The sequence below is a fragment of the Glutamicibacter sp. NPDC087831 genome, assembly GCF_044742845.1.
Lineage (GTDB): Bacteria > Actinomycetota > Actinomycetes > Actinomycetales > Micrococcaceae > Glutamicibacter.
Genome location: NZ_JBIUVH010000002.1, coordinates 863,580 through 881,931, shown reverse-complemented (window position 1 = coordinate 881,931; position 18,352 = coordinate 863,580). Strand labels below are relative to the sequence as shown.

Genomic DNA, 18,352 nt, shown 5'->3' with positions numbered 1-18,352 from the left:
TCTACCGCTCCAGCTCGTGGAACAGTTCACGGACGCGATCAGCAATTTCATCGCGGATCATGTTCATTCGTTCGGCACCGGTGATGCCGTCTTCGCTGGGTTCGTAGGTGACCCAGCGTTCGGTCTTGATGGACGGATCGAATTGCGGATTCGCATCGGAGCCAAGGATTACCACGCGGTCAACTTGCTCGACGACGCGAGGGTCGATGGCCTTGGGCGTGCCCTGCGACATGTCCGCGCCGGCCTGCGAGAGCGATTCAACCGCTTCGTGGTTGATGCCTGAACCTGGGTTGGTTCCAGCCGAGTAGCTGGTAACTTTCCCTTCAGAAATGTAGTCCATCAATGCGGCCGCCATTTGCGATTTGCCTGCATTGCGGGAGCAGATGAAAAGTACCGAGTTAGCCATGAACCTATTGAACCATTTGCGCGCCGGTTAGGGGCCTTTGGACGAGAAGGTTGCGAAGCAGGCAAAGACCTGCCTTTGGCGAAAGCAAACAGCACTCCCACTGTAGCTAAAAGTGGCGGAATTGGCTACGGTTGGAAATACTCAGCCCAAGGCAATAGGAGAAAACGTTGCTTGCTCTACATAAGAAGATGATTGTATCCGGCGTCGCCATCGTGTTGGCAGGCGTTCTCATCAGCAGCATCTTGCCAGTCCTGGCGATGTGGAGCTTCGAATCCGGTTTTGGAAGCAGCCCTTTGGGCAGCGCGCCGCTGGCTTTCCTTAATTCGTTGATCCAGAGCGCGCTCATCCCCTTCGGCGCCGTGCTGGCCGCCATCGGCGTGGCCAAGCACATGATCCGGGCCGATGCCGCCGACTAGCGGCAAGATAGCTCCTGCGGCGCGGCACCGAACACGAAGGACCACCCGCGATTCGTTCGCGAGTGGTCCTTCTGGTTCGTTGCGCCGGTCCTACTTCAGCAGCTTGTAGGTCTTGATGGTTTCTCCCTTGAAGAACGCCGGGTGGCGCACCCGCATCCACAGCATGATGCCAACGCCCAGCAGCAGCACGCCGACCCCGAGGATGAACACCATGCCCACTCCCCCGATATTGGAGCCCGAACCGTAGTCCGGATTCATGGATTCGATGGCGGTGGCAAAGAACATCACCAGCAAGACGACGCCACCTGCCAACGGCGCCAAGAACTTGCAGAAGAAGTTCCTGGCATTGGCGAACAGTTCCCCGCGGAAGTACCAGACGCAGGCCAAGGCGGTCAGCCCGTAGTAGAAGCAGATCATCAGGCCCAGCGCCGTGATCGTGTCCCACAATGCGTTCTCCGAGAGCAGCCTGGTGACCACGTAGAACACGGCAGCGGCAGCAGCGGAGGCGAAAGTCGCCACCGACGGGGACATGAAGCGCGCGGAGATCTTCGCGAAGCTGGAGGGCAGCGCCTTGTAGTAGCCCATGGCCAGCAAGGTGCGTGCCGGCGAAACCATGGTGGATTGCAGCGAGGCCGCGGAGGAGGACAAGATGGCCAAGGACATCAGCATCGCCAGCGGGCCCATGACCGGACCGGAAAGCACCGCGAAAATTGATTCCTGGTTCTCCGGGTTGCCTGCGCCCAGGCCCGTGGTGCCCACCCCGGCCCAGTAGATCACCCCGAGGGATACGGCCAGGTACAACGCGATGATCACCAGCACCGTCCAGGTGGCACCGCGTCCGGGGACCTTCTTCGGATCGGTGGTTTCCTCGTTCATGGTCAGGGTGACATCCCAGCCCCAGAAAACGAAGATGGACAGCGAGATGCCCGCGGCGAAGGCCGAGAAGGTATCGATGCCGGCCGGATTGAACATCTGCCAGGTGATGGGTGTCGGATCATTGGGCTGGCTGGAGGTCAGGGCCATGACCGCGAAGAGCAGCAGCACCGCCACCTGGAACCCGACCAGCACGTACTGGAAGACCTTCGTGGCGTTCATGCCCCGGTAGGAGATCCAGGCGGCCACCGCAATGAACACCAGCGTGGTGGGGATGTTGACCCACAGGTTGCCGGTCAGCTCCGCAATCCACGGCTGGCCGGTGAGCTGGGCAATCAGGATATAGAAGAAGTCCACGGCCACTGCCGCCAGGTTGGAGAGCACAATCACCGTCGCAGCGATCAGGCCCCAGCCTCCCATCCAGCCGATCATCGGGCCGAAGGCACGCGTCGCCCAGGTGAAGGAGGTGCCCGAATCGGGCATGGCGCTGTTCAGCTCGCGGTAGCCCAAGGCCACCAGCAGCATCGGCAGGAATCCGGCCAGCAGGATCGCAGGCAGGCTGGTGCCGACTTCGGCCACCGTGGCGCCGAGGCCTGCGGTGAGGGTGTAGGCCGGGGCGATGCAGGAGATGCCGATAACGACAAGCCCCAGAACGCCAACGGTGCCCTTGGACAGTCCTTTTTCGTGCAGTCCGCTCTCGGAGCGTGCAGGCGGCGATGCCTGCCTCAAGTCGTGCGACATGGTGGTTACCTTAAACAATTAGCGAGGTGTGAGTGCGTCGGCCAGAAGTACCGAGCCACCTTCCGTCAGGGGTCAGATGGGCACCGTCCGCGTGCTTCGCGACGGCAAGTGCCCGGGGAACAAGGATCGTGCAGGAATGATGCGCTGCCTTCTAGCTGGCAGCCTCGAGGGTCGGGACGACGCCCATCGGGACGTTGAGCTGGCCCAGGATCCGCTGGGCCTTGGGGCCGATGAACAATCGGCGCGGGGCGGCCAGCCGGGCCGATCCCAGCAGTGCCAGGTCCCCGTCCTGCCAGGACAGCTGGGCGGCCGCTTCGTCCAGGCCGCGCCCGGAGACCACCTCGACTACCGCCTCCAGGCCCAGGGAACCGGTCAGTTCCTGCAGGTAGCTGCGGGTTTGGGCCAGATGGTCATCCAGCTCCAGCCGGGGGTCGGCCAGGTCCATATGGGAGACCAGCGTGGCCACGCGCAGCGGCAGTCCGCAGGCGGCAGCGATCCGCGCCGAGAGACCGATGACTTCCCGTGCCCCCGGGCGGTCCCCCACGAATGCGGTCAGCCTGGTGATCTTCCCGCTGGCCGCGCGCAGCGTGGCCAGGGAGGCCGGCGAGGACATGAACACGGCCATCGGCGAGGAATGCAGCAGCGCATTGGCGATCGCCCCGGGGCTGAAGAATCCGGCGCGGTGGCGCTTGCGGCCGCCCAGCACGATCCCGTGCGCCCCGAATTCCTCGCCCAGACCGATGAGCCCCTCGGCCACCGAGGGCACGGAACGGGCTACCACCGAGGTGGCGATTCCTTCCGGCACCAGGGCCAGGGCCTGCGCCGCCCAGCGGTCCACCTGGTCGGAAAGGATGGAGGAGAACCCATGGTCCCCGCCGGGGTAGACCGCGTTGAACGGGGTGGCGGCAGGCAGCACGATGGCGATCCGCAAGGACGCGTCGCGGGTACCGGCCACCAGGGCGCTGGCCAGTTCGATGGCTTCGGCACCGCGCTGGTCCGCGGTGTAACCTACGAGCAATTTCATGGCCTAGGCACTGGCCTTTTCCTTGGACGGGGTCAGCGTGGCAACGCCATCGTAGCTCTGGTCGTAGGCGGTGCCATCCAGTGCGGCGATGATGCGCGCGGCCGAGCGGCGGCCCATGCGCACCGCGCCGTCCACGTGCTGGAAGCCTTCGCCGGCCAGATCCGAGGAGGAGAAGTAGATCGGTCCGACATTCTCGTTCTGCGCCGGGCCGAAGCGGTGCAGCCCGCCCAGGTCGTAGCTGGTGGCGTAGGCGCCGCGGGTCCATTCCTCGGCGGCGAAGTCCGAGAGGTAGAAGACCTTGGGATCCAGTGCCTTCTCGCCCAGGTAGCCGGCCATGGCCTTGAGGATCACCGCGCGGCGCTGTTCCTCGTCCAGTTCCCACATGGCGTCGGCCTTCAGATCCGAGATGAAGCCGACCAGTGTGCCGGTTTCCTCCCCGGCATAGGTGTTGTCGTAGAGCTCCTGGACCAGGCTGCTCGGGCCGAAGCAGGTGCCCGACAGGCCCTCTTCGCGCCAGAACGGGGTGTCGTAGACGGCGTGGACCTTGATGACCAGGCCCATGGACTGGTGCTGGTGGGTGATCTGCTGCTTGCGCGGCAGCGCCGGGACGTAGGAAATGCGCGAGTACAGGTTCGGCGGTACCGCCAGCACGGCCTTCTTCGCCGAGACGGTCACGGTGCTCCCGTGGGCCACCACCCCGCCATCGAACCATTCGAGCTTGAGCACGGGGTTGTCCAGGAAGACGGTCTGCTGGCCCAGCTTCTCGGCCAGCGTCTTGGATACGCCCTGCATGGTGCCCACGATGCGCCGGTCCAGGATGAAGTCCTCGTCCACCAAGTTGTCGAAGGAGCCGGCCGAGGACGCCATGAGCACCGCCTGCAGCGCGGAGAAGGTGTGCGCCGGCTTGGTCAGCATGCCCCCGGCGATGAACAGGCCCACGTTGTTGCAGGCCAGCTCGTCGGCACAGTGCTGGCGCAGGAAGTGGTGGAAGGAGACCTGGTCCAGCTCCTGGGCCTGAGGGTGCTCCCACGGCTTGTCCGGGTCCATTTCGGCGGCCAGCTGGTTCATGAGTTCTACCAGCTTGTCCATTTCGGCCACGGTGCTGGCGGCCACCGGGAAGTCCTCGCCCTCATAGGCGATCCGCTCGCCTTCCCCGGTGAGGTAGACGCTCTTGCCCGCCTTGTAGCGTTCGAAGGTCTCGATGCCAAGTTCATTGATCAGCGAGTAGAGGCCGGTCTGGTCGGGGCTGATCCACTGGCCGCCGATCTCGATGGTCGCGCCGTCCATGACGTCGGTCCAGGTGCGCCCGCCGACGCGGTCGCGGGCTTCGAGCACCGCGACGGACTTGCCGGCCTTGCTCAGCTCATAGGCTGCTGTCAGTCCCGATGGCCCTGCACCGATGACGACGACGTCGCGTTCCAGATGTTGCATGATCGACTCCCTTGCACATTTAAATGAATAAGGTTCATTTACCTGTCATATAGCATAGGGTACGAAGATCCAGTTGTGAAGCACCCCACGTCAGGAAGAGGTCCGCATGAGTGAAACGGAAGCCAGGCGAGCCGGGCGCCCGCGCAAGGCGGTGCTGAATCGGGAGCGCATTACCGAGCACGCGCTGGAACTTGTTTCCGGGGACGGCTACGAGTCCCTGACCATGCAGCGGCTGGCAAAATCCCTGGGCGTCTCTCCATCGGCCCTCTACAACCACGTCGATTCCAAGCACGACCTCCTGCAGTGGATCCAGGAACTGGTCATGGCCGATATAGACACCTCGGTATTCGACCAAGCCGATACCAAGCAGGCTTTGCTTCAATGGGCTACGAGCTACCGGAACGTCTTCGCGCGGCACATTCCCCTGATTCCGGTCATCGCGGTACTGCCCGTCTCCGATTCGCCGCGCACCTTGGGAATGTACGAGCGCGTTGCCGAAGCGCTGGCAGACTTCGGCATGGCAGAGAACGAGATTGTTCCGACGATTGTCGCACTGGAATCATTCATCTTCGGCTCGGCCATGGATACGGCCGCTCCGCATGACATTTTCGACACCAGCAATCACCAGGATCTCACTCCGCATTTCACCCAGGCTGTGGCCGCGCAACGCCGATCAGAGCTTGATACCAGCGACGATTCGTTCCAGCGCGGGTTGTCGGCTCTCGTTGCCGGCTTGCTGGCGAACGGAAGCTGAGCATGGGCTATCCGGAGCAGCGGCCGCCGAAGAAGGGGCTTAGCGCCAAGCAATGGGCAGCTATTGCACTGGTGATCCTCGCGGTGGTCTTCATGCTGCAGAACCTGGCCTTCGTCCGCGTTGAATTCTTCTTGATCCATTCCACGGCCCCGCTGTGGCTTGTCCTGCTCATTACCCTGGCCGCGGGGTATGCCATCGGGTGGTTCTCCAGACGGCGAGGCTAGTCGTCGAGGATTGCCCACTCCCCTACCTGCTCGTTATCCGAGTCGTAGACATCTTCCTGGGCGCCGGCAACGATCGGATACATCGTGATGTTCGTCGACCAGTCGCGCAGAATCTTCTGCAGCTCCTCCAATGGCTTGAGCTGCATGTTCTCGGTATCGAAGTTAACTTCCAAAACAAAACGCATGGCCTGCTCCCGTCCTTCCCGTTGCCGCCATCCTATGCCTGCCGGGCAAGAAATACGAGACTTGCCGCAAGCCCGGCCTCGGAGTAAGCACCTGGTCCGGAAACAGGAAAACGGGATCCCGAGTTGCCTCGGAATCCCGTTTTCCTGGAAATGCTTGCGAGAGCTACTGGCTTGCGCCCATGTAGCTCAGCGACTGGAGAGCTTCATTGCCGCCGACCTTGTACAAAGCCAAGACCAGGCCGCCGAAGACGATGCCCATGATGGCAGAAAAGCCGAGCGAGATCTTGACCAGCGAACGAACTTCGCCGCGGCTAACCTCGGCTTCATCGTTGAGGTAGCGAGCCGCGCCCTGAGTGAAGCTGGCTGCCGGGGTCAATGCGGGAACTGGTGCGGTGAGCAGGTTCGAGGCCGTATCGGTGGCTCCACCGCGCAGATGGGCAACAGTGGTGCGGTTCTTCCGATCCTGGCGGAGCTTGACGATGTTGGCGCCGTGGCGTGCCAAGAGGATGTCTTCACCGAGTGGGATCGAGGCCATTGTTGTTGCTCCTAAAGAATTAACGCTGCTGCATTTCCAGTCATATCCATCATTTCCGACCATTTATCTATTGAGAAGTGGTTTGTTCAGAACCCCACATGCCCCTGTGATGCAATCCGCATGATTCAGGGGTTAAATCGGCTTTTCCGGTGACCGGGGACATAGTTTCCCGGAATTGCGCGAGGTTAATTACCTGCCTGCATTCCGCTGGCACCTGCCGTTTATTCCCGACGCCATTTCCCGGTTCATCAGCTTTGGATAAAGACGGGGCCAGCGGCCGCCCAAGGGCCCTTGACGCGGCTGAGCCCCAGTCCGGAAATGGACTGGGGCTCAGCATCGTCAGCGCATGGGTGCAAACCCTATGCGGTCTTCAGGTCCTGCCCATCCTGCTTTCGCTGGCGCTTTGCCGCGCGGATCTGCAGTACCAGATCGTGGTTCGACAGGTCTTCCGGCGAGGCAACGCCGCGCTTCCGGGCCTTGGCAACCAGGGCCTGGCGGATTTCTGCCTGGTGGGTGCGCTTGTACCGGATCACCAGCACAACGGTTGCGATGGCCAGAACAATCAAGGTCACCAGTGCGGTGACAACAGTTGCGTCAAAATGCATTATCTTCTCGACCTCCCCATTCTTTCAGTCGCAGCTGCGGTGGGGTCCGTTGCTTGTCTGGAGAACCGATCCCCAGCTGCCAACGGGCCGCAGCCATGCTAAGAGAAGAACATCAAGTTTAGCATGTTTCTTCGACCAACGCAGGGCTGCGGGTTGTTCCTGCGAACATGGGCGAGATGGAAATCGGTCAAGAATGGGGCCTAGTACTCTCCGCTGCCGTGGCCGTGTTCGAATACCAGGGAGGTTTGGGTGGTGGCCACGGCCGGATTGGCCGAGAGGTTATCGAGCACGAACTGGCGCACATCCGAAGAATTGCGCACCGCTACGTGCAGGACGAAGTCGTCAGCGCCGCCCAGGAAGAACAGCTGTCGCACCCCCGGTTTGCTGCGCATGTCAGTAGCGAAGTTCGACATCAGGTGACGGGCTCCGGGACGGATTTTCACGAAGATCAGCGCTTCGAGCTCCCGGCCCAGAACCTGCGGATCCACTTCGATGGTGAAGCGCGAAATCACTCCCGAATCGCGCAAGGCATTCAACCGCGCCAGGCAGGTGGACGGTGCTATGCCCAGCTCCTCGGCCAGGGAGTTGTTGGTCCGCCGGGAGTTCTTCGTCAGCAACGCCAGCAGTTTGCGGTCTATGCCATCAAGCTGCGTTGCACGGCTCTCCCGTCCTGATTCGTTCATCGACATTCAGCCGCACCTGCTCCTCATTATTGCGGTTCGCTGGATTCATCATACGGCCCGGTTGGCGTCGCCTTGGCGTTTTTCCGCCACCAGTTCCTGGCGCCGCGCCGTTTCGGTTTCAGTCGTTGCGCGACGCTGGGGAATGCTTCGTCCAGGATCTACGGAACGCTCTTGATCTGGCGTACCAGCACGGCGCCGAGGAGGCTGATCACCACCGAGCACAGGAACAGGGTCGGGTAGCCGCCGAACCAGCTCACCGCCAGCCAGGCGATCAGCGGGGCGACCACCTGCGGCAGCGAGTTGGCAATGTTGATCATGCCCAGGTCCTTGCCGCGCGAATCGGCGTTCGGCAATACCTGGGTCAGCAGCGCAAAGTCCACCGCCAGGTAGGCGCCGAAGCCGATGCCCAGGAGCACTGCGGCGACAATGGCGGTGGCGAAGGAGGTTGCCGTCGCCAGCACGCCGGCCGCGGCGGCCACGATGACCGAAGAGATGATGACGTACTTCTTGCGCTTGCCGTCCTTGTCCGAGAGCTTGCCGGAGATCACCGAAGAGAAGATCACGCAGAAGGCGTAGATCGCGGTCAGCACCAGCACGCCCTGGGCCGGTTCTGGATGCTTGATGGCATCCTGCAGGAAGAACAGCAGGTAGACCAGGCACAGCTGGCAGCCGAGATACAGCAAGAACCGGGTCAGCCACGCCCATCCGAAGTCGGCATGCTTGACCGGGTTGATCCAGAAGCTGCGCACGAATTCCAGCGGCTTGACAGGCTCCAGTGCTCCCTTGGGCAGCGGAACATCCTGGCGCATCAGCACGAACGGAATGGAGCAAATGGCCACGGCGGTAGCGACGATGGCGTAGCCGAAGACCAGGTTGCTCGCAGCGACCATGCCGATCACGGCACCGATCAGCGAACCGCAGGTTTGGCCCAAGGCCACCAGCCCGCCAACCATGCCGCGCTGCTCTACCGGCACCTTGTCCGGGATGGCGGCGAAGATCGCAGCCAGCGCGGCGTTGCCGGCAGCTTGCATCAGCGCCCAGCCGATGACCAGCGTGCTCACGGTTTGCGAGGTCGACATCAGCAGCAGGGCCAGCGCAGCGCAGATAGTTCCAAAGAACACCCACGGGATGCGGCGCCCGAATTTCGATGTGCTGCGATCGCTGAGCGCGCCGAACAGCGGGTTGGCCACCAGCGAGACTGCCGCGCCGACGCCGGTGACCAGCGAGAGAATCGCGTTCTTCTGGCTGGCATCCAGCTGTTCGGCGTGCAATCCGAGCAGTACCTGGATCGGTGCGAAGAAGCCGACATTGATACCGATATGGACAATGACAACCGCAGCGATCCAGCCAGGGCCGACCCGTTTGGTGGGCGTCTGCAGGGCCGCGGGAACCTTCAGTGGTTCGGCTGCATTCATAAGTTTCTTACCGGCCTAACTCGCGCGGACCCGTCAGGGGGTCCTTCAATTGTTCAATGCTTGGGGTGGCTGATTTCGCAATGAGCCGTTTCGCGGCCTTGGCCATCAGGCCGCCATCGATCATCGAGGCGGACACCAATGCGCCCTTGGCGTCGAGCCCGAAGACCGTCTGGATCTTGCCTCGCCGGTTCAGGCGCGTCACGGTGCTGGCGGCCTGGCTGAAGTCGCCCACCGTTTCCACGTGCATTTCGTGGCGGTCGCTCCAGAACCATGGCACCGAACGCTTCGGTGCGGCTGTGCCCATGATGGTTGCCGCCGCTTGGGCGGCATCTTCCATGGCAGCTTCCCAGTGCACCGCACGGGGCTGGTTTTCCTCCCGGGCGACGTCGCCGATAGCCAGCACCTGGGGGCAGCTGGCAGAACGCTGCTGCGCGTCGACCACGATCCCGTCGTCGACTTCCAGGCCCAGCTGCTCGGCGAGCGCAGTTTCGGGTTCGACGCCGATGGCTGCCACGATCAGCTCCGCATCATGGCGCTGGCCATTGGCCATTGCATAGTTGGGGCCGAGCTCGGTCACCGCACCGGTCAAGGTGGCAATGCCGTGGTTGGCATGATCCGCGTGCAGCTGTTCGGCAAGTTCGTGGCCCAGCACGTGGGCAAGAGGTGCGTCGGAGCTGGAAATCAAGGTGACTTGTGCCCCGGACATCTTGGCGGTGGACGCGAACTCGGCCCCTACCAGCCCCGCTCCGATGACAAGCACCCGCTGGCCGAACATCCCCGATTCCAGGACGTCTGATATGCGGGCGGCGTCAGCTGCGCTGTGCAGGCTGAGCGCATGGTGCCCGCCGGGAACATCCAATGCCTTGGGCGTGGTGCCGGTAGCCAGCACTACCCAGTCGTCAGCGGACTGCGGCAGTTGCAGGCTTTGGACATCTTCCTGGATCAGGCCGACGCCATGGTGCTGGTACCAGGACACCGGTGCGAACGGTTCAACCTGCAGGGACTTGCTCAGCGGCGGACGATCATAGGGCAGGCCCTGGGCATCGCTGATCTTGATGGATCCGGCGTACTGCTGCTGCACCAGGTGCCGGGCCAGTGCGTACCCCGCGACCCCGCCTCCGATGATGTGCACGGAAGGCATTTAGATTTCAAGCTCCAAGAAGCCGTCCACGACGTCCACCTTGTAGGTCCGGGCGTCCACGGTGGCTGGCATGCACTGCACCTTGCCGGTTTTCAGGTCGAAGGTCGAGGAGTGGATGGGGCATTCGATGCTGCAGTCTTCGAGCCAGCCGTCGGAAAGCGAAGCGACCTCGTGGGTGCATTCATCCTGCAGCGCGTAGAAGTTGCCGTCTTCGGCGTGGAAGATCGCGATGTCTTCGCATGCGCCACTGTCTTTGGCTTCAACCAGCAGCGATTCGCCTTCGGGGACAAGATCTACGGGACCGACTCGGAAACTCACGATGACTCCTTAATAATCACGACGTTCTCCACTAATCTTGTCACCTATTGATTGCCTGCGCCTATTTGATGGCCAGTTATCACCGCTGCCCACGTCTTATGGCTGGGCGCCAAAGCGCGATACGAGGCCTTGCAAGGCGTGGTCCGCTGGCAGGAGGGCCAATGCACGGGCTCCGTCCAGCCCATTTCCCGGCGAATCCTGGACTTGCGCGGCAGGGACCAGCAGGTGCAGCTCCCGCACGAAGCTGCTTCTGGCGAATTCGCCGGCGAGCACTCCCCCGATGGCTGCGACAGGAATCGCTCCGGCCTGTTGTTCCAGCCCCGCGCGGCGCAATGCCGTTGCCGCGGAACTGGCCAGTTCTGCACCGGCGAGCGCGCAGATCCGCGCAGCCATTTCATCGGTCGCGGCCAACTGGGCAACCCTCTGCGCAAAGGAGGCGACGATGGCCACCCTGTCCGGCATCGCTTGCAGGTCAATATACGCTTCGGATAGATCAGGCCAGCGCTTCGCGAGCTCCCCGGTCAGGGCGGTAGCTGGCCCGCGGCCGTCAAAGCCGCGCATGGCCGCATTCATTGCCTGCTGGCCAATCCAATAGCCGCTGCCGGCATCACCCATGATGTGGCCCCATCCATCAACTCGGGCCACCGAGCGGGGGCCTACCGCCAAGGTGACGACACCGGTACCGGCTGCAACGACAGCGCCGTGGCGTTCTCCCAGCGCTCCGAGATAGCTGGTCACCGAGTCGTGGGCCAGCGCAATATGGGAAATAGCGCTGGATCCGATGAGGTCGTAGAGCTGCCGTGCATCATGTTCGGCTTTCACCAGGCCTGTGGTGCCTACGCTCACGGTGCCGTACTCCCATCCGGCGGCAGCGGCAGCTTGGTTAATGGCGCGTGCCAGTTGGGGCAGGACTGGTTCATGGGTTTGCACACCGGGAAGCGCTAATTCTGCAGTTTTGCCATCCTGCTCGAATCTCAGCTTGATTCCGGTCTGCCCGCCGTCTACTGCCAAAAGTCCAGATGCCATTTTTCCATTCCTCTTGCACTTTGTTTTCAGGATACTTTGTGCTCCCCGCATTGGCCGCAGAGCTGGCGGGGTTCGCCCTGCAATCCGCAGGTGCCGCAAACCGATCACCGGCACGGTCAAGCCAGCAGCTTCGCGGCCCAGAACTGCGGGCACCGCGGTGTGGTTGCCTCTGGCAATGAATGGAAGAACGCAGGAACCCAATGGCAATCCACCTCTGCGGGAGTCCAGCTGATTGGCAGCACCCTTCCGATAGGCCATGCCCTGGAAAGTTCAATGGCCGCTGGCGACTAGCATCCCGGTTGCTGGTGCACTCGCGACTCGTCGCACGCAATTGGCTGGAGAGGCTTGCTTGGGCGCAGATCGCGACCGAACAAGGTTATGAGGCATCTGGAAGCCCTGGTTCAAACCGCAGCCCTGTACGGCACGCGCCGTGGCGAATTCAAGGATTGCACCGCGCAGAGAGTTGAAGGAGGAGCAGAATGAACTTTCCCTCGAACGCGCAAAGGCCGTTGCAATCCCCGGGATCCAGGGATTGCAACGACCGCAAGAACGATGGTTGATTCTCGTTCAGCTATTGGGCTACCGCAGTTTCGATTTCCTTGAAGGCATTCTGCGCCGCGTCGCTTACGCTCTGGCGCTCGAAGAACACTTCCATTTCATAACGGTAGAGGACATCCTGAACCGCACTGAACCCCATTGGCGGGATTGGTTCCGTGCTCTGAAGTTCGGGTTTCAAGCTCGTCACGAATTCTGCAGAAGAAGCTTCGATTGAATCCAATTTTGAGACGACTTGTTCCCGCACTTCGGTGTTCGAAGGTAACCCGCGGTCCATCTGGTTCAGCGCGCCAGCTTCTTGCGAATTCACCATGAAGTCAACAAATCTCTTGACCTCTTCCGGGTGTTCGGTGCGAGCATACCCCGACATCATCATTGACGACTTGTGCCAAAGACCATTGTCCTCAGCCTTGCCGGTGTGGCTTGGCAGTCGCAGCGGAACCAAGTCCGAACCAACCGCTGTGGAAAGGCCTCCCAACTGGTTGCTCCACCACATGCCGAAGGCTGCCACTCCCGTGCCTGTCATAGAACGGTCTGGACCTGCATTCTGGTTTTCCGCCAGGACCGAGGCCTTTGGATAAGAACCGTTATCCATCAAGTCCTTGTGGTGCTGGAAGTACTTGGCCAGATCGTCAGGCGAGAATCCGAGTGATCCATCCGAGCTCGTCAGATTCTTCTTGTCTTGACGCAACCAGGTCTGCAACCCGGCCGGTTCGTTCGGGGCTTCGGCTCCATATTTGCCGTCGAGCTTCTGGCTCACCGTCTCGGTGATCGTCCGGTAGTCATCCCACGTCCAGGTCTTGTCATCTGGAACTTCCAGGCCAGCTTCGGCTAAGACTTTTGGATTGGCGGTCAATGTGAAGGAATTGATTCCGGTGGTAATGCCGACAAGGCCGGCATCGGTCGTACCGTTTTGAACGGCAACGTCTTCGAACTTGGAAACATCTACGCCTTCGAGGTCCAGCAATGCGCCGCGGTCCGCGTATTCGCGAAGGTACTTGTCGTCCATCTGGATAATGTCCGGAGCATCGTTGGAGGCAACCTGTGTTGCGAGCTTGTCCCAGTAGCCGCTCCAGTCGGAGTACTCGCCTTGGACATCGATGTCCGGGTTGGCCGCTTCGAAAGCCTCAATAATTTCATTGGTTGCCTGGGCCCGCGAATCCGAGCCCCACCATGAGAAACGAAGCTGGATCTTCCCGTCCTCACCGTCGGCAGCGCTGCTACCGCCACAGCCAGTGAGGGCCAGAGCGGCTACCGCCACAACTGCAACTGATTTGCTTAGCCGCAGACCGAATTTCCGTCCAGTTTTTCTCGTGCATACCTGCTGAGTCATGAAAATCTTCCTTGGGTGGGGTGGTGATGCGAGGCCATCCTGCAAGCAACACCTGGTTTTTCAGTGGAAAGCGCTTGCCAAACAATCTAGGTGTGATTGCGGTCACTGGTCAAGGGGTTTCGGGAATCAAGTCAGTTAGTTTTCGCATGGCACGATTCCCAATGAACATCACTACTGGCCGTCAGCCAGCTGCGTGGACTCGCGCAGGACCGGCACACCGGAAACCACAATCTTCCGCAGTTCGCCATGGTTCAGCGCCATCTCACCAGCCCATTTTCCGATTTCTTCCAGAGGAAGTCGAGCAGTGCTGACCGTGGGCGTAATGTCGATAAGGGTCGGGATGTCATCGAATCCCACCACAGCGATATCTTCGGGAATACGCAAGCGGTTTTCGCGAATCGCCCGAATGGCACCCAGGGCCATGACATCCGAAACGCAGAACACGCACACCCGATGGACACCGCCTGCCGACTTCTGCTGCTTGAGGTAGTCGCTCATTGCAACATAGGCCCCCTCGCGCGAGAAGGGACCGCTGATAACTTCCTCTGCATCCAGGCCACTGCGCTTCAGCTTCTCCAGGAACCCGTTGGAACGGTCCCTCGATGTCAGCAGATTCGCTTCCCCTGCCAATACGACAAACCTGCGGTGGCCGGCACTGATCAGCTCGGCCGCCAGATGCTCGGCAGTTGCCTCGTTGTCGATTTGTATGCCGCCCATATCGGTCATAGGCTGGCCGATAATCATGACCTGGCCACCGTTTTCCTGATAATTCTCGATCAGTTTCAGCAACTGCCCATTCTCGCCCAAACTGCGCGATCCCGACAGGATGATAGCGTCCGTCCGTTGCGACATGAATGCCTGAACGGCTTCGATTTCCCGCTCGGGATCGTACTCCGTGCTGGCCAAAAGCAGCTGGACACCGCTATCACCAAGAGAGCGCTGCACTCCCCGGGCGATGGTAGAGAAGTAGGGGTCGGCTATGTCCCTGACCACCAAGCCGATCAGCTTCGTGGTGGATCTGGCAAGCGCTTGCGCTTGGGCATTGGGGAAGTATCCGAGCTTTTCAGCCGCAGCACGCACTTTATCCGAGATTTCCACAGCCGGCTTGCGCGCTGACCCATTGAGCACTCGCGAAGCGGTCGCCAGGGAAACTCCGGCTTCATTAGCCACATCAGTTAGTCGAACAGCCATCTGAAATCCTTATCATTCTCTGCAACTTGGCACAAGCTTATCTTTCGCGAACGTGATGGTTGACACTCCAATTACACCTCACTATCGTGGAAAGCGCATTCCCATTCTATTCCCTTACGCATTCCCCGTTTCGAGGAGACCCCAGTGACAGAAACAAAAGTTCTACGCATCGCCATGAACGGCATCACCGGCCGCATGGGATACCGCCAGCACTTGCTGCGTTCAATCCTTCCTATCCGAGACCAGGGAGGAATCACTCTCGGGGACGGTTCGAAGCTGACCGTTGAACCGATCCTCGTTGGACGTAACGAAGCGAAGCTGCGCGAACTTGCGCAGAAGCACCAGGTTGAGCACTACAGCACCGATCTTGACTCCCTGATTGACGACCCGAGTGTCGACATCATTTTCGACGCGTCCATGACTTCCTTGCGTTACGAAACGCTGTCGAAAGCCATCGGGGCAGGCAAGCATATCTTCACCGAGAAACCGACCGCTGAAACCCTCGAAGAGGCCGTGGATCTCGCCCGCCAGGCACAGGCCAAGGGAATTACCGCCGGCGTCGTGCACGACAAGCTCTACTTGCCCGGCCTGGTGAAGTTACGCCGTTTGGTCGACGAAGGCTTCTTCGGACGCATTCTCTCAATGCGCGGCGAGTTCGGCTACTGGGTATTCGAGGGAGACATCCAGGAAGCGCAGCGGCCTTCCTGGAACTACCGTCTTGCGGACGGCGGATCGATGACCACCGACATGTACTGCCACTGGAACTACGTCCTTGAAGGAATCATCGGCAAGGTCAAGTCCGTCACCTCGACCACGGCAACCCACATCCCTACCCGCTGGGACGAACGAGGCGAAGCCTACGAAGCCACCGCAGATGATGCGGCCTACGGCATCTTCGAACTCGAAACTCCTTCCGGCGATGCAGCAATTGCGCAGATCAACTCCTCGTGGGCAGTGCGCGTCTACCGCGATGAACTGGTGGAATTCCAGATCGACGGCACCCACGGTTCCGCCGTCGCGGGATTGAACAAGTGCGTTGCCCAGCAACGCGCCCACACTCCGAAGCCTGTTTGGAACCCCGATTTGCCAGTCACTGAGTCGTTCCGCGACCAGTGGATGGAAGTTCCCGCCAATGCCGACCTGGATAACGGCTTCAAGCTGCAGTGGGAAGATTTCTTGGCCGACGTCGCAGCGGGACGCGAACACCAGTATGGCCTGCTTTCGGCCGCTCGCGGTGTCCAGCTGGCGGCCCTGGGATTGCAGTCAGCCACCGAACGACGCACCCTCGATATCCCGGAGATCACGCTATGAGCTACGCATCCTTGCCCGAATTGACACTCATTGACGAAAACGGGCAGAACTTTTCCTATCGGTTGAAAGGCCCCGGAGAATTCCAGCGGCCGTCTGCCCCGCTTTCCTCGCGCAAGGCCTATGCCGCAGCCCATGTCATCCCCCTCATGGGAGCAGACAATACGCCTGGCGCACCGGCAAGCATCGATTGGGATGCGACGCTGGCCTACCGGCACGAGCTATGGTCCTACGGGCTGGGTGTCGCCGATGCGATGGATACGGCGCAGCGAGGCATGGGGCTGGACTACGCGGCTACCTGCGAGTTGATCAGGCGATCGGCGATCGAAGCGGCCGGGGTTCTCCAGAAGAACAGCTACCCGGCCTTGGCCGGGCTCACCGTCAGGGATATTCTCGCCTGCGGTGTCGGCACGGACCAGCTGTCGGCAGACACTGTCCAGCCGGGCCAGCTGGCTGAAGTCACCAACGCTTATTTGGAGATGCTGCGCCTTGTTGAAGATTCAGGTTCGAAGGCGATCTTGATGTGCTCCCGGGCCCTGGTCAAGGCTGCGCGCACCTCGCAGGATTATCTGGACGTGTATGCGACTTTGCTCGATGCTGCCAAGCAGCCAGTGATCCTGCATTGGCTTGGCGACATGTTCGATCCACAGTTGAGCGGCTACTGGGGAACACCGGATTTGGCAGAAGCCACCGGGGTTTTCCAGTCCATTCTGGAGCAGCATGCGTCGAAAATCGACGGCGTCAAAGTCTCTTTGCTCAATGCCGAGCATGAGAAGCAGCTTCGTGCCGCATTGCCAGCTGGAGTGCGCCTCTACACTGGCGACGATTTCAACTATCCCGAGCTGATCCACGGTGACGGGCAACTGCATTCCGATGCGTTGCTGGGAATTTTCGCCGCCATCTATCCCGCTGCGTCAACGGCCCTGCAGGCTTTCGATGCAGGCGACGCAGAACGCGGCCGGAAGATCCTGGACTCCACCAGAGAGCTGGGATTGCATATTTTCAGCGCCCCAACGTTCTACTACAAGACCGGGATTGCCTTCCTTTCGTGGCTCAATGGGCACCAAAGCGGTTTCCAGATGATCGGCGGGCTGCACGCCGGACGTTCCCTGCCGCATTTGGTGCGCACATTCGTTCTCGCTGATGGCGCTGGCCTGTTGCAAAACCCTGATCTGGCTGCTGAGCGAATGGAACAGCTCGTGGCAATTTCTGGAATCAAAACTACAACTTCGTCCCTGACAGGTGTGTCATGACATTCGAACTATCGCTTAATACCGGCACTACCCCGAATCTCAGCCTCCACGAAGCCGCCGAAGCTGCAGCGCAGGCGGGCCTGAGCCATATTGGTCCGTGGCGGCATTTGCTTGCCGAGGCCGGTGGCGCTGGGCCAGCAGCCCAGATCATCGCTGGGGCAGGGCTCAAAGCCAGCACCTTGTGCCGTGGCGGCTTTCTCACTGCACCTTCTGCCGAAGCCCAAGCTGCCGCGCTGGCATCGAACCGGCAGGCCATCGAGGAAGCTGCCGTCATCGGCGCCAATGAATTGATCATGGTCGTGGGCGGCTTGCCGTCGGCCGCGCATATTCTGGGCGGCACCGGAGATCCAGCAGACAAGAACATTGTCGCGGCTCGCGATCGCGTCGCGCGCGGCTTGGAAGAGCTGGTTCCCATCGCCCTGGAACACGGCGTTCGGCTGGTGCTAGAACCGTTGCATCCAATGTATGCCGCCGACCGAGCAGTGCTTTCCACGCTCGGACAGGCCCTGGACTTGGCCAGTCCTTATCCGACCAAGGCCGTAGGCGTTGTTGTTGACACCTTCCATGTGTTCTGGGATCCGCAATTGCAGCAGCAGATCCAGCGGGCAGGCCTTGAGCATCGCCTGGCCAGCTACCAGATCTGTGATTTCAATCTTCCGATTGCCAGCAATGCGCTGCAATCCAGAGGCATGATGGGCGACGGCCATATCGATTTCTCGGCGATTTCCCGATGGGTGTCACAGGCCGGATACCGAGGTCCAGTTGAAGTCGAAATCTTCAATGACGAGATCAACCAGCAGGATTCCGCGCTGACCTTGGCAACCATGTCCCAGCGCTACGAAACTCTCGTATTGCCCCACCTTGAGCAAGCTGCGGGCGTTCAGCCGGCCAGCGCATTAAACTGATCTGAATTCGAATATCTCTGAAGGAACACG

At 60.9% G+C, this 18,352-nt stretch carries 20 protein-coding genes; 6 read left to right on the top strand and 14 right to left on the bottom strand.

Features of this window, described 5'->3' with window-relative positions:
• Position 1 precedes the first annotated feature (1 nt).
• Positions 2 to 406, bottom strand: coding sequence for a low molecular weight phosphatase family protein (locus tag ACIOJF_RS10565; protein WP_105656315.1), 405 nt, complete (start codon positions 404 to 406; stop codon positions 2 to 4).
• Between the two features lie 188 nt (positions 407 to 594).
• Here ACIOJF_RS10565 and ACIOJF_RS10560 point away from each other — a divergent pair, with 188 nt between their 5' ends.
• Positions 595 to 822: a hypothetical protein gene (locus ACIOJF_RS10560; protein ID WP_402741624.1), complete on the top strand. Its 228-nt coding sequence runs from the start codon at positions 595 to 597 to the stop codon at positions 820 to 822.
• Positions 823 to 912: 90 nt separating this feature from the next.
• Here ACIOJF_RS10560 and ACIOJF_RS10555 read toward each other — a convergent pair whose 3' ends face one another.
• The 3 genes from ACIOJF_RS10555 to ACIOJF_RS10545 form a co-directional block, all read right to left on the bottom strand.
• On the bottom strand, positions 913 to 2,436 hold the full coding sequence (locus ACIOJF_RS10555; protein ID WP_105656313.1) for an APC family permease: 1,524 nt from the start codon (positions 2,434 to 2,436) through the stop codon (positions 913 to 915).
• 151 nt (positions 2,437 to 2,587) lie between these two features.
• On the bottom strand, positions 2,588 to 3,460 hold the full coding sequence (locus ACIOJF_RS10550) for a universal stress protein (RefSeq protein ID WP_402741623.1): 873 nt from the start codon (positions 3,458 to 3,460) through the stop codon (positions 2,588 to 2,590).
• A 3-nt stretch (positions 3,461 to 3,463) separates the two neighbouring features.
• Entirely contained in the window at positions 3,464 to 4,891 is a 1,428-nt protein-coding gene (locus ACIOJF_RS10545) for a flavin monoamine oxidase family protein (protein WP_402741622.1), read from the bottom strand.
• Positions 4,892 to 4,997: 106 nt separating this feature from the next.
• Here ACIOJF_RS10545 and ACIOJF_RS10540 point away from each other — a divergent pair, with 106 nt between their 5' ends.
• Both ACIOJF_RS10540 and ACIOJF_RS10535 read left to right on the top strand, forming a co-directional pair.
• Positions 4,998 to 5,645: a TetR/AcrR family transcriptional regulator gene (locus tag ACIOJF_RS10540; RefSeq protein WP_105656310.1), complete on the top strand. Its 648-nt coding sequence runs from the start codon at positions 4,998 to 5,000 to the stop codon at positions 5,643 to 5,645.
• A 2-nt stretch (positions 5,646 to 5,647) separates the two neighbouring features.
• Positions 5,648 to 5,869 (top strand): LapA family protein, encoded by a 222-nt coding sequence (locus tag ACIOJF_RS10535; RefSeq protein WP_105656309.1) that lies wholly within the window; start codon positions 5,648 to 5,650, stop codon positions 5,867 to 5,869.
• Here the strand turns inward: ACIOJF_RS10535 and ACIOJF_RS10530 are convergent.
• The 10 genes from ACIOJF_RS10530 to ACIOJF_RS10485 form a co-directional block, all read right to left on the bottom strand.
• Positions 5,866 to 6,054, bottom strand: a complete 189-nt coding sequence (locus tag ACIOJF_RS10530) for a hypothetical protein (RefSeq protein ID WP_038993331.1) — start codon at positions 6,052 to 6,054, stop codon at positions 5,866 to 5,868. The two genes, ACIOJF_RS10535 and ACIOJF_RS10530, sit on opposite strands and share 4 nt — an antisense overlap.
• A gap of 163 nt (positions 6,055 to 6,217) precedes the next feature.
• Positions 6,218 to 6,589, bottom strand: a complete 372-nt coding sequence (locus ACIOJF_RS10525; RefSeq protein ID WP_105656308.1) for a hypothetical protein — start codon at positions 6,587 to 6,589, stop codon at positions 6,218 to 6,220.
• Positions 6,590 to 6,948: 359 nt separating this feature from the next.
• Entirely contained in the window at positions 6,949 to 7,194 is a 246-nt protein-coding gene (locus ACIOJF_RS10520; protein WP_105656307.1) for a hypothetical protein, read from the bottom strand.
• Between the two features lie 200 nt (positions 7,195 to 7,394).
• Positions 7,395 to 7,883 carry an Lrp/AsnC family transcriptional regulator gene (locus ACIOJF_RS10515; protein WP_105661972.1) on the bottom strand — a complete coding sequence of 163 codons (489 nt, stop codon included), beginning with the start codon at positions 7,881 to 7,883 and terminating at the stop codon, positions 7,395 to 7,397.
• Between the two features lie 152 nt (positions 7,884 to 8,035).
• On the bottom strand, positions 8,036 to 9,292 hold the full coding sequence (locus tag ACIOJF_RS10510; RefSeq protein ID WP_332487544.1) for an MFS transporter: 1,257 nt from the start codon (positions 9,290 to 9,292) through the stop codon (positions 8,036 to 8,038).
• A gap of 7 nt (positions 9,293 to 9,299) precedes the next feature.
• Positions 9,300 to 10,424, bottom strand: a complete 1,125-nt coding sequence (locus ACIOJF_RS10505; protein ID WP_219844357.1) for an NAD(P)/FAD-dependent oxidoreductase — start codon at positions 10,422 to 10,424, stop codon at positions 9,300 to 9,302.
• A 9-nt stretch (positions 10,425 to 10,433) separates the two neighbouring features.
• Entirely contained in the window at positions 10,434 to 10,751 is a 318-nt protein-coding gene (locus tag ACIOJF_RS10500) for a bifunctional 3-phenylpropionate/cinnamic acid dioxygenase ferredoxin subunit (RefSeq protein ID WP_105661975.1), read from the bottom strand.
• 96 nt (positions 10,752 to 10,847) lie between these two features.
• Positions 10,848 to 11,777: an N-acetylglucosamine kinase gene (locus ACIOJF_RS10495; protein WP_402741621.1), complete on the bottom strand. Its 930-nt coding sequence runs from the start codon at positions 11,775 to 11,777 to the stop codon at positions 10,848 to 10,850.
• Between the two features lie 571 nt (positions 11,778 to 12,348).
• Positions 12,349 to 13,665, bottom strand: coding sequence for an ABC transporter substrate-binding protein (locus ACIOJF_RS10490; RefSeq protein WP_105661977.1), 1,317 nt, complete (start codon positions 13,663 to 13,665; stop codon positions 12,349 to 12,351).
• Between the two features lie 171 nt (positions 13,666 to 13,836).
• Positions 13,837 to 14,856: a LacI family DNA-binding transcriptional regulator gene (locus ACIOJF_RS10485; protein WP_359185465.1), complete on the bottom strand. Its 1,020-nt coding sequence runs from the start codon at positions 14,854 to 14,856 to the stop codon at positions 13,837 to 13,839.
• Between the two features lie 174 nt (positions 14,857 to 15,030).
• Between ACIOJF_RS10485 and ACIOJF_RS10480 the strand changes: the two genes are divergently transcribed.
• The 3 genes from ACIOJF_RS10480 to ACIOJF_RS10470 are packed head-to-tail and all read left to right on the top strand — an operon-like array spanning position 15,031 to position 18,322.
• The gene (locus tag ACIOJF_RS10480; protein ID WP_402741646.1) at positions 15,031 to 16,167 is read left to right on the top strand and encodes a Gfo/Idh/MocA family protein; all 1,137 of its coding nucleotides are present in this window, start codon (positions 15,031 to 15,033) and stop codon (positions 16,165 to 16,167) included.
• 11 nt (positions 16,168 to 16,178) lie between these two features.
• Complete coding sequence (locus ACIOJF_RS10475; protein ID WP_402741645.1) at positions 16,179 to 17,417, top strand: dihydrodipicolinate synthase family protein; 1,239 nt, start codon at positions 16,179 to 16,181, stop codon at positions 17,415 to 17,417.
• Positions 17,414 to 18,322: a sugar phosphate isomerase/epimerase gene (locus tag ACIOJF_RS10470; RefSeq protein ID WP_105661980.1), complete on the top strand. Its 909-nt coding sequence runs from the start codon at positions 17,414 to 17,416 to the stop codon at positions 18,320 to 18,322. Before ACIOJF_RS10475 ends, ACIOJF_RS10470 begins: the two co-directional genes overlap by 4 nt.
• Positions 18,323 to 18,352: the final 30 nt, after the last annotated feature.

Excerpts from the sequence above, each read along its gene's own strand:
- ACIOJF_RS10565 (WP_105656315.1), bottom strand. The coding sequence starts at position 406 with ATGGCTAACTCGGTACTTTTCATCTGCTCCCGCAATGCAGGCAAATCG.
- ACIOJF_RS10560 (WP_402741624.1), top strand. The coding sequence starts at position 595 with ATGATTGTATCCGGCGTCGCCATCGTGTTGGCAGGCGTTCTCATCAGC.
- ACIOJF_RS10555 (WP_105656313.1), bottom strand. The coding sequence starts at position 2,436 with ATGTCGCACGACTTGAGGCAGGCATCGCCGCCTGCACGCTCCGAGAGC.
- ACIOJF_RS10550 (WP_402741623.1), bottom strand. The coding sequence starts at position 3,460 with ATGAAATTGCTCGTAGGTTACACCGCGGACCAGCGCGGTGCCGAAGCC.
- ACIOJF_RS10545 (WP_402741622.1), bottom strand. The coding sequence starts at position 4,891 with ATGCAACATCTGGAACGCGACGTCGTCGTCATCGGTGCAGGGCCATCG.
- ACIOJF_RS10540 (WP_105656310.1), top strand. The coding sequence starts at position 4,998 with ATGAGTGAAACGGAAGCCAGGCGAGCCGGGCGCCCGCGCAAGGCGGTG.
- ACIOJF_RS10535 (WP_105656309.1), top strand. The coding sequence starts at position 5,648 with ATGGGCTATCCGGAGCAGCGGCCGCCGAAGAAGGGGCTTAGCGCCAAG.
- ACIOJF_RS10530 (WP_038993331.1), bottom strand. The coding sequence starts at position 6,054 with ATGCGTTTTGTTTTGGAAGTTAACTTCGATACCGAGAACATGCAGCTC.
- ACIOJF_RS10525 (WP_105656308.1), bottom strand. The coding sequence starts at position 6,589 with ATGGCCTCGATCCCACTCGGTGAAGACATCCTCTTGGCACGCCACGGC.
- ACIOJF_RS10520 (WP_105656307.1), bottom strand. The coding sequence starts at position 7,194 with ATGCATTTTGACGCAACTGTTGTCACCGCACTGGTGACCTTGATTGTT.
- ACIOJF_RS10515 (WP_105661972.1), bottom strand. The coding sequence starts at position 7,883 with ATGTCGATGAACGAATCAGGACGGGAGAGCCGTGCAACGCAGCTTGAT.
- ACIOJF_RS10510 (WP_332487544.1), bottom strand. The coding sequence starts at position 9,292 with ATGAATGCAGCCGAACCACTGAAGGTTCCCGCGGCCCTGCAGACGCCC.
- ACIOJF_RS10495 (WP_402741621.1), bottom strand. The coding sequence starts at position 11,777 with ATGGCATCTGGACTTTTGGCAGTAGACGGCGGGCAGACCGGAATCAAG.
- ACIOJF_RS10490 (WP_105661977.1), bottom strand. The coding sequence starts at position 13,665 with ATGACTCAGCAGGTATGCACGAGAAAAACTGGACGGAAATTCGGTCTG.
- ACIOJF_RS10485 (WP_359185465.1), bottom strand. The coding sequence starts at position 14,856 with ATGGCTGTTCGACTAACTGATGTGGCTAATGAAGCCGGAGTTTCCCTG.
- ACIOJF_RS10480 (WP_402741646.1), top strand. The coding sequence starts at position 15,031 with ATGAACGGCATCACCGGCCGCATGGGATACCGCCAGCACTTGCTGCGT.
- ACIOJF_RS10470 (WP_105661980.1), top strand. The coding sequence starts at position 17,414 with ATGACATTCGAACTATCGCTTAATACCGGCACTACCCCGAATCTCAGC.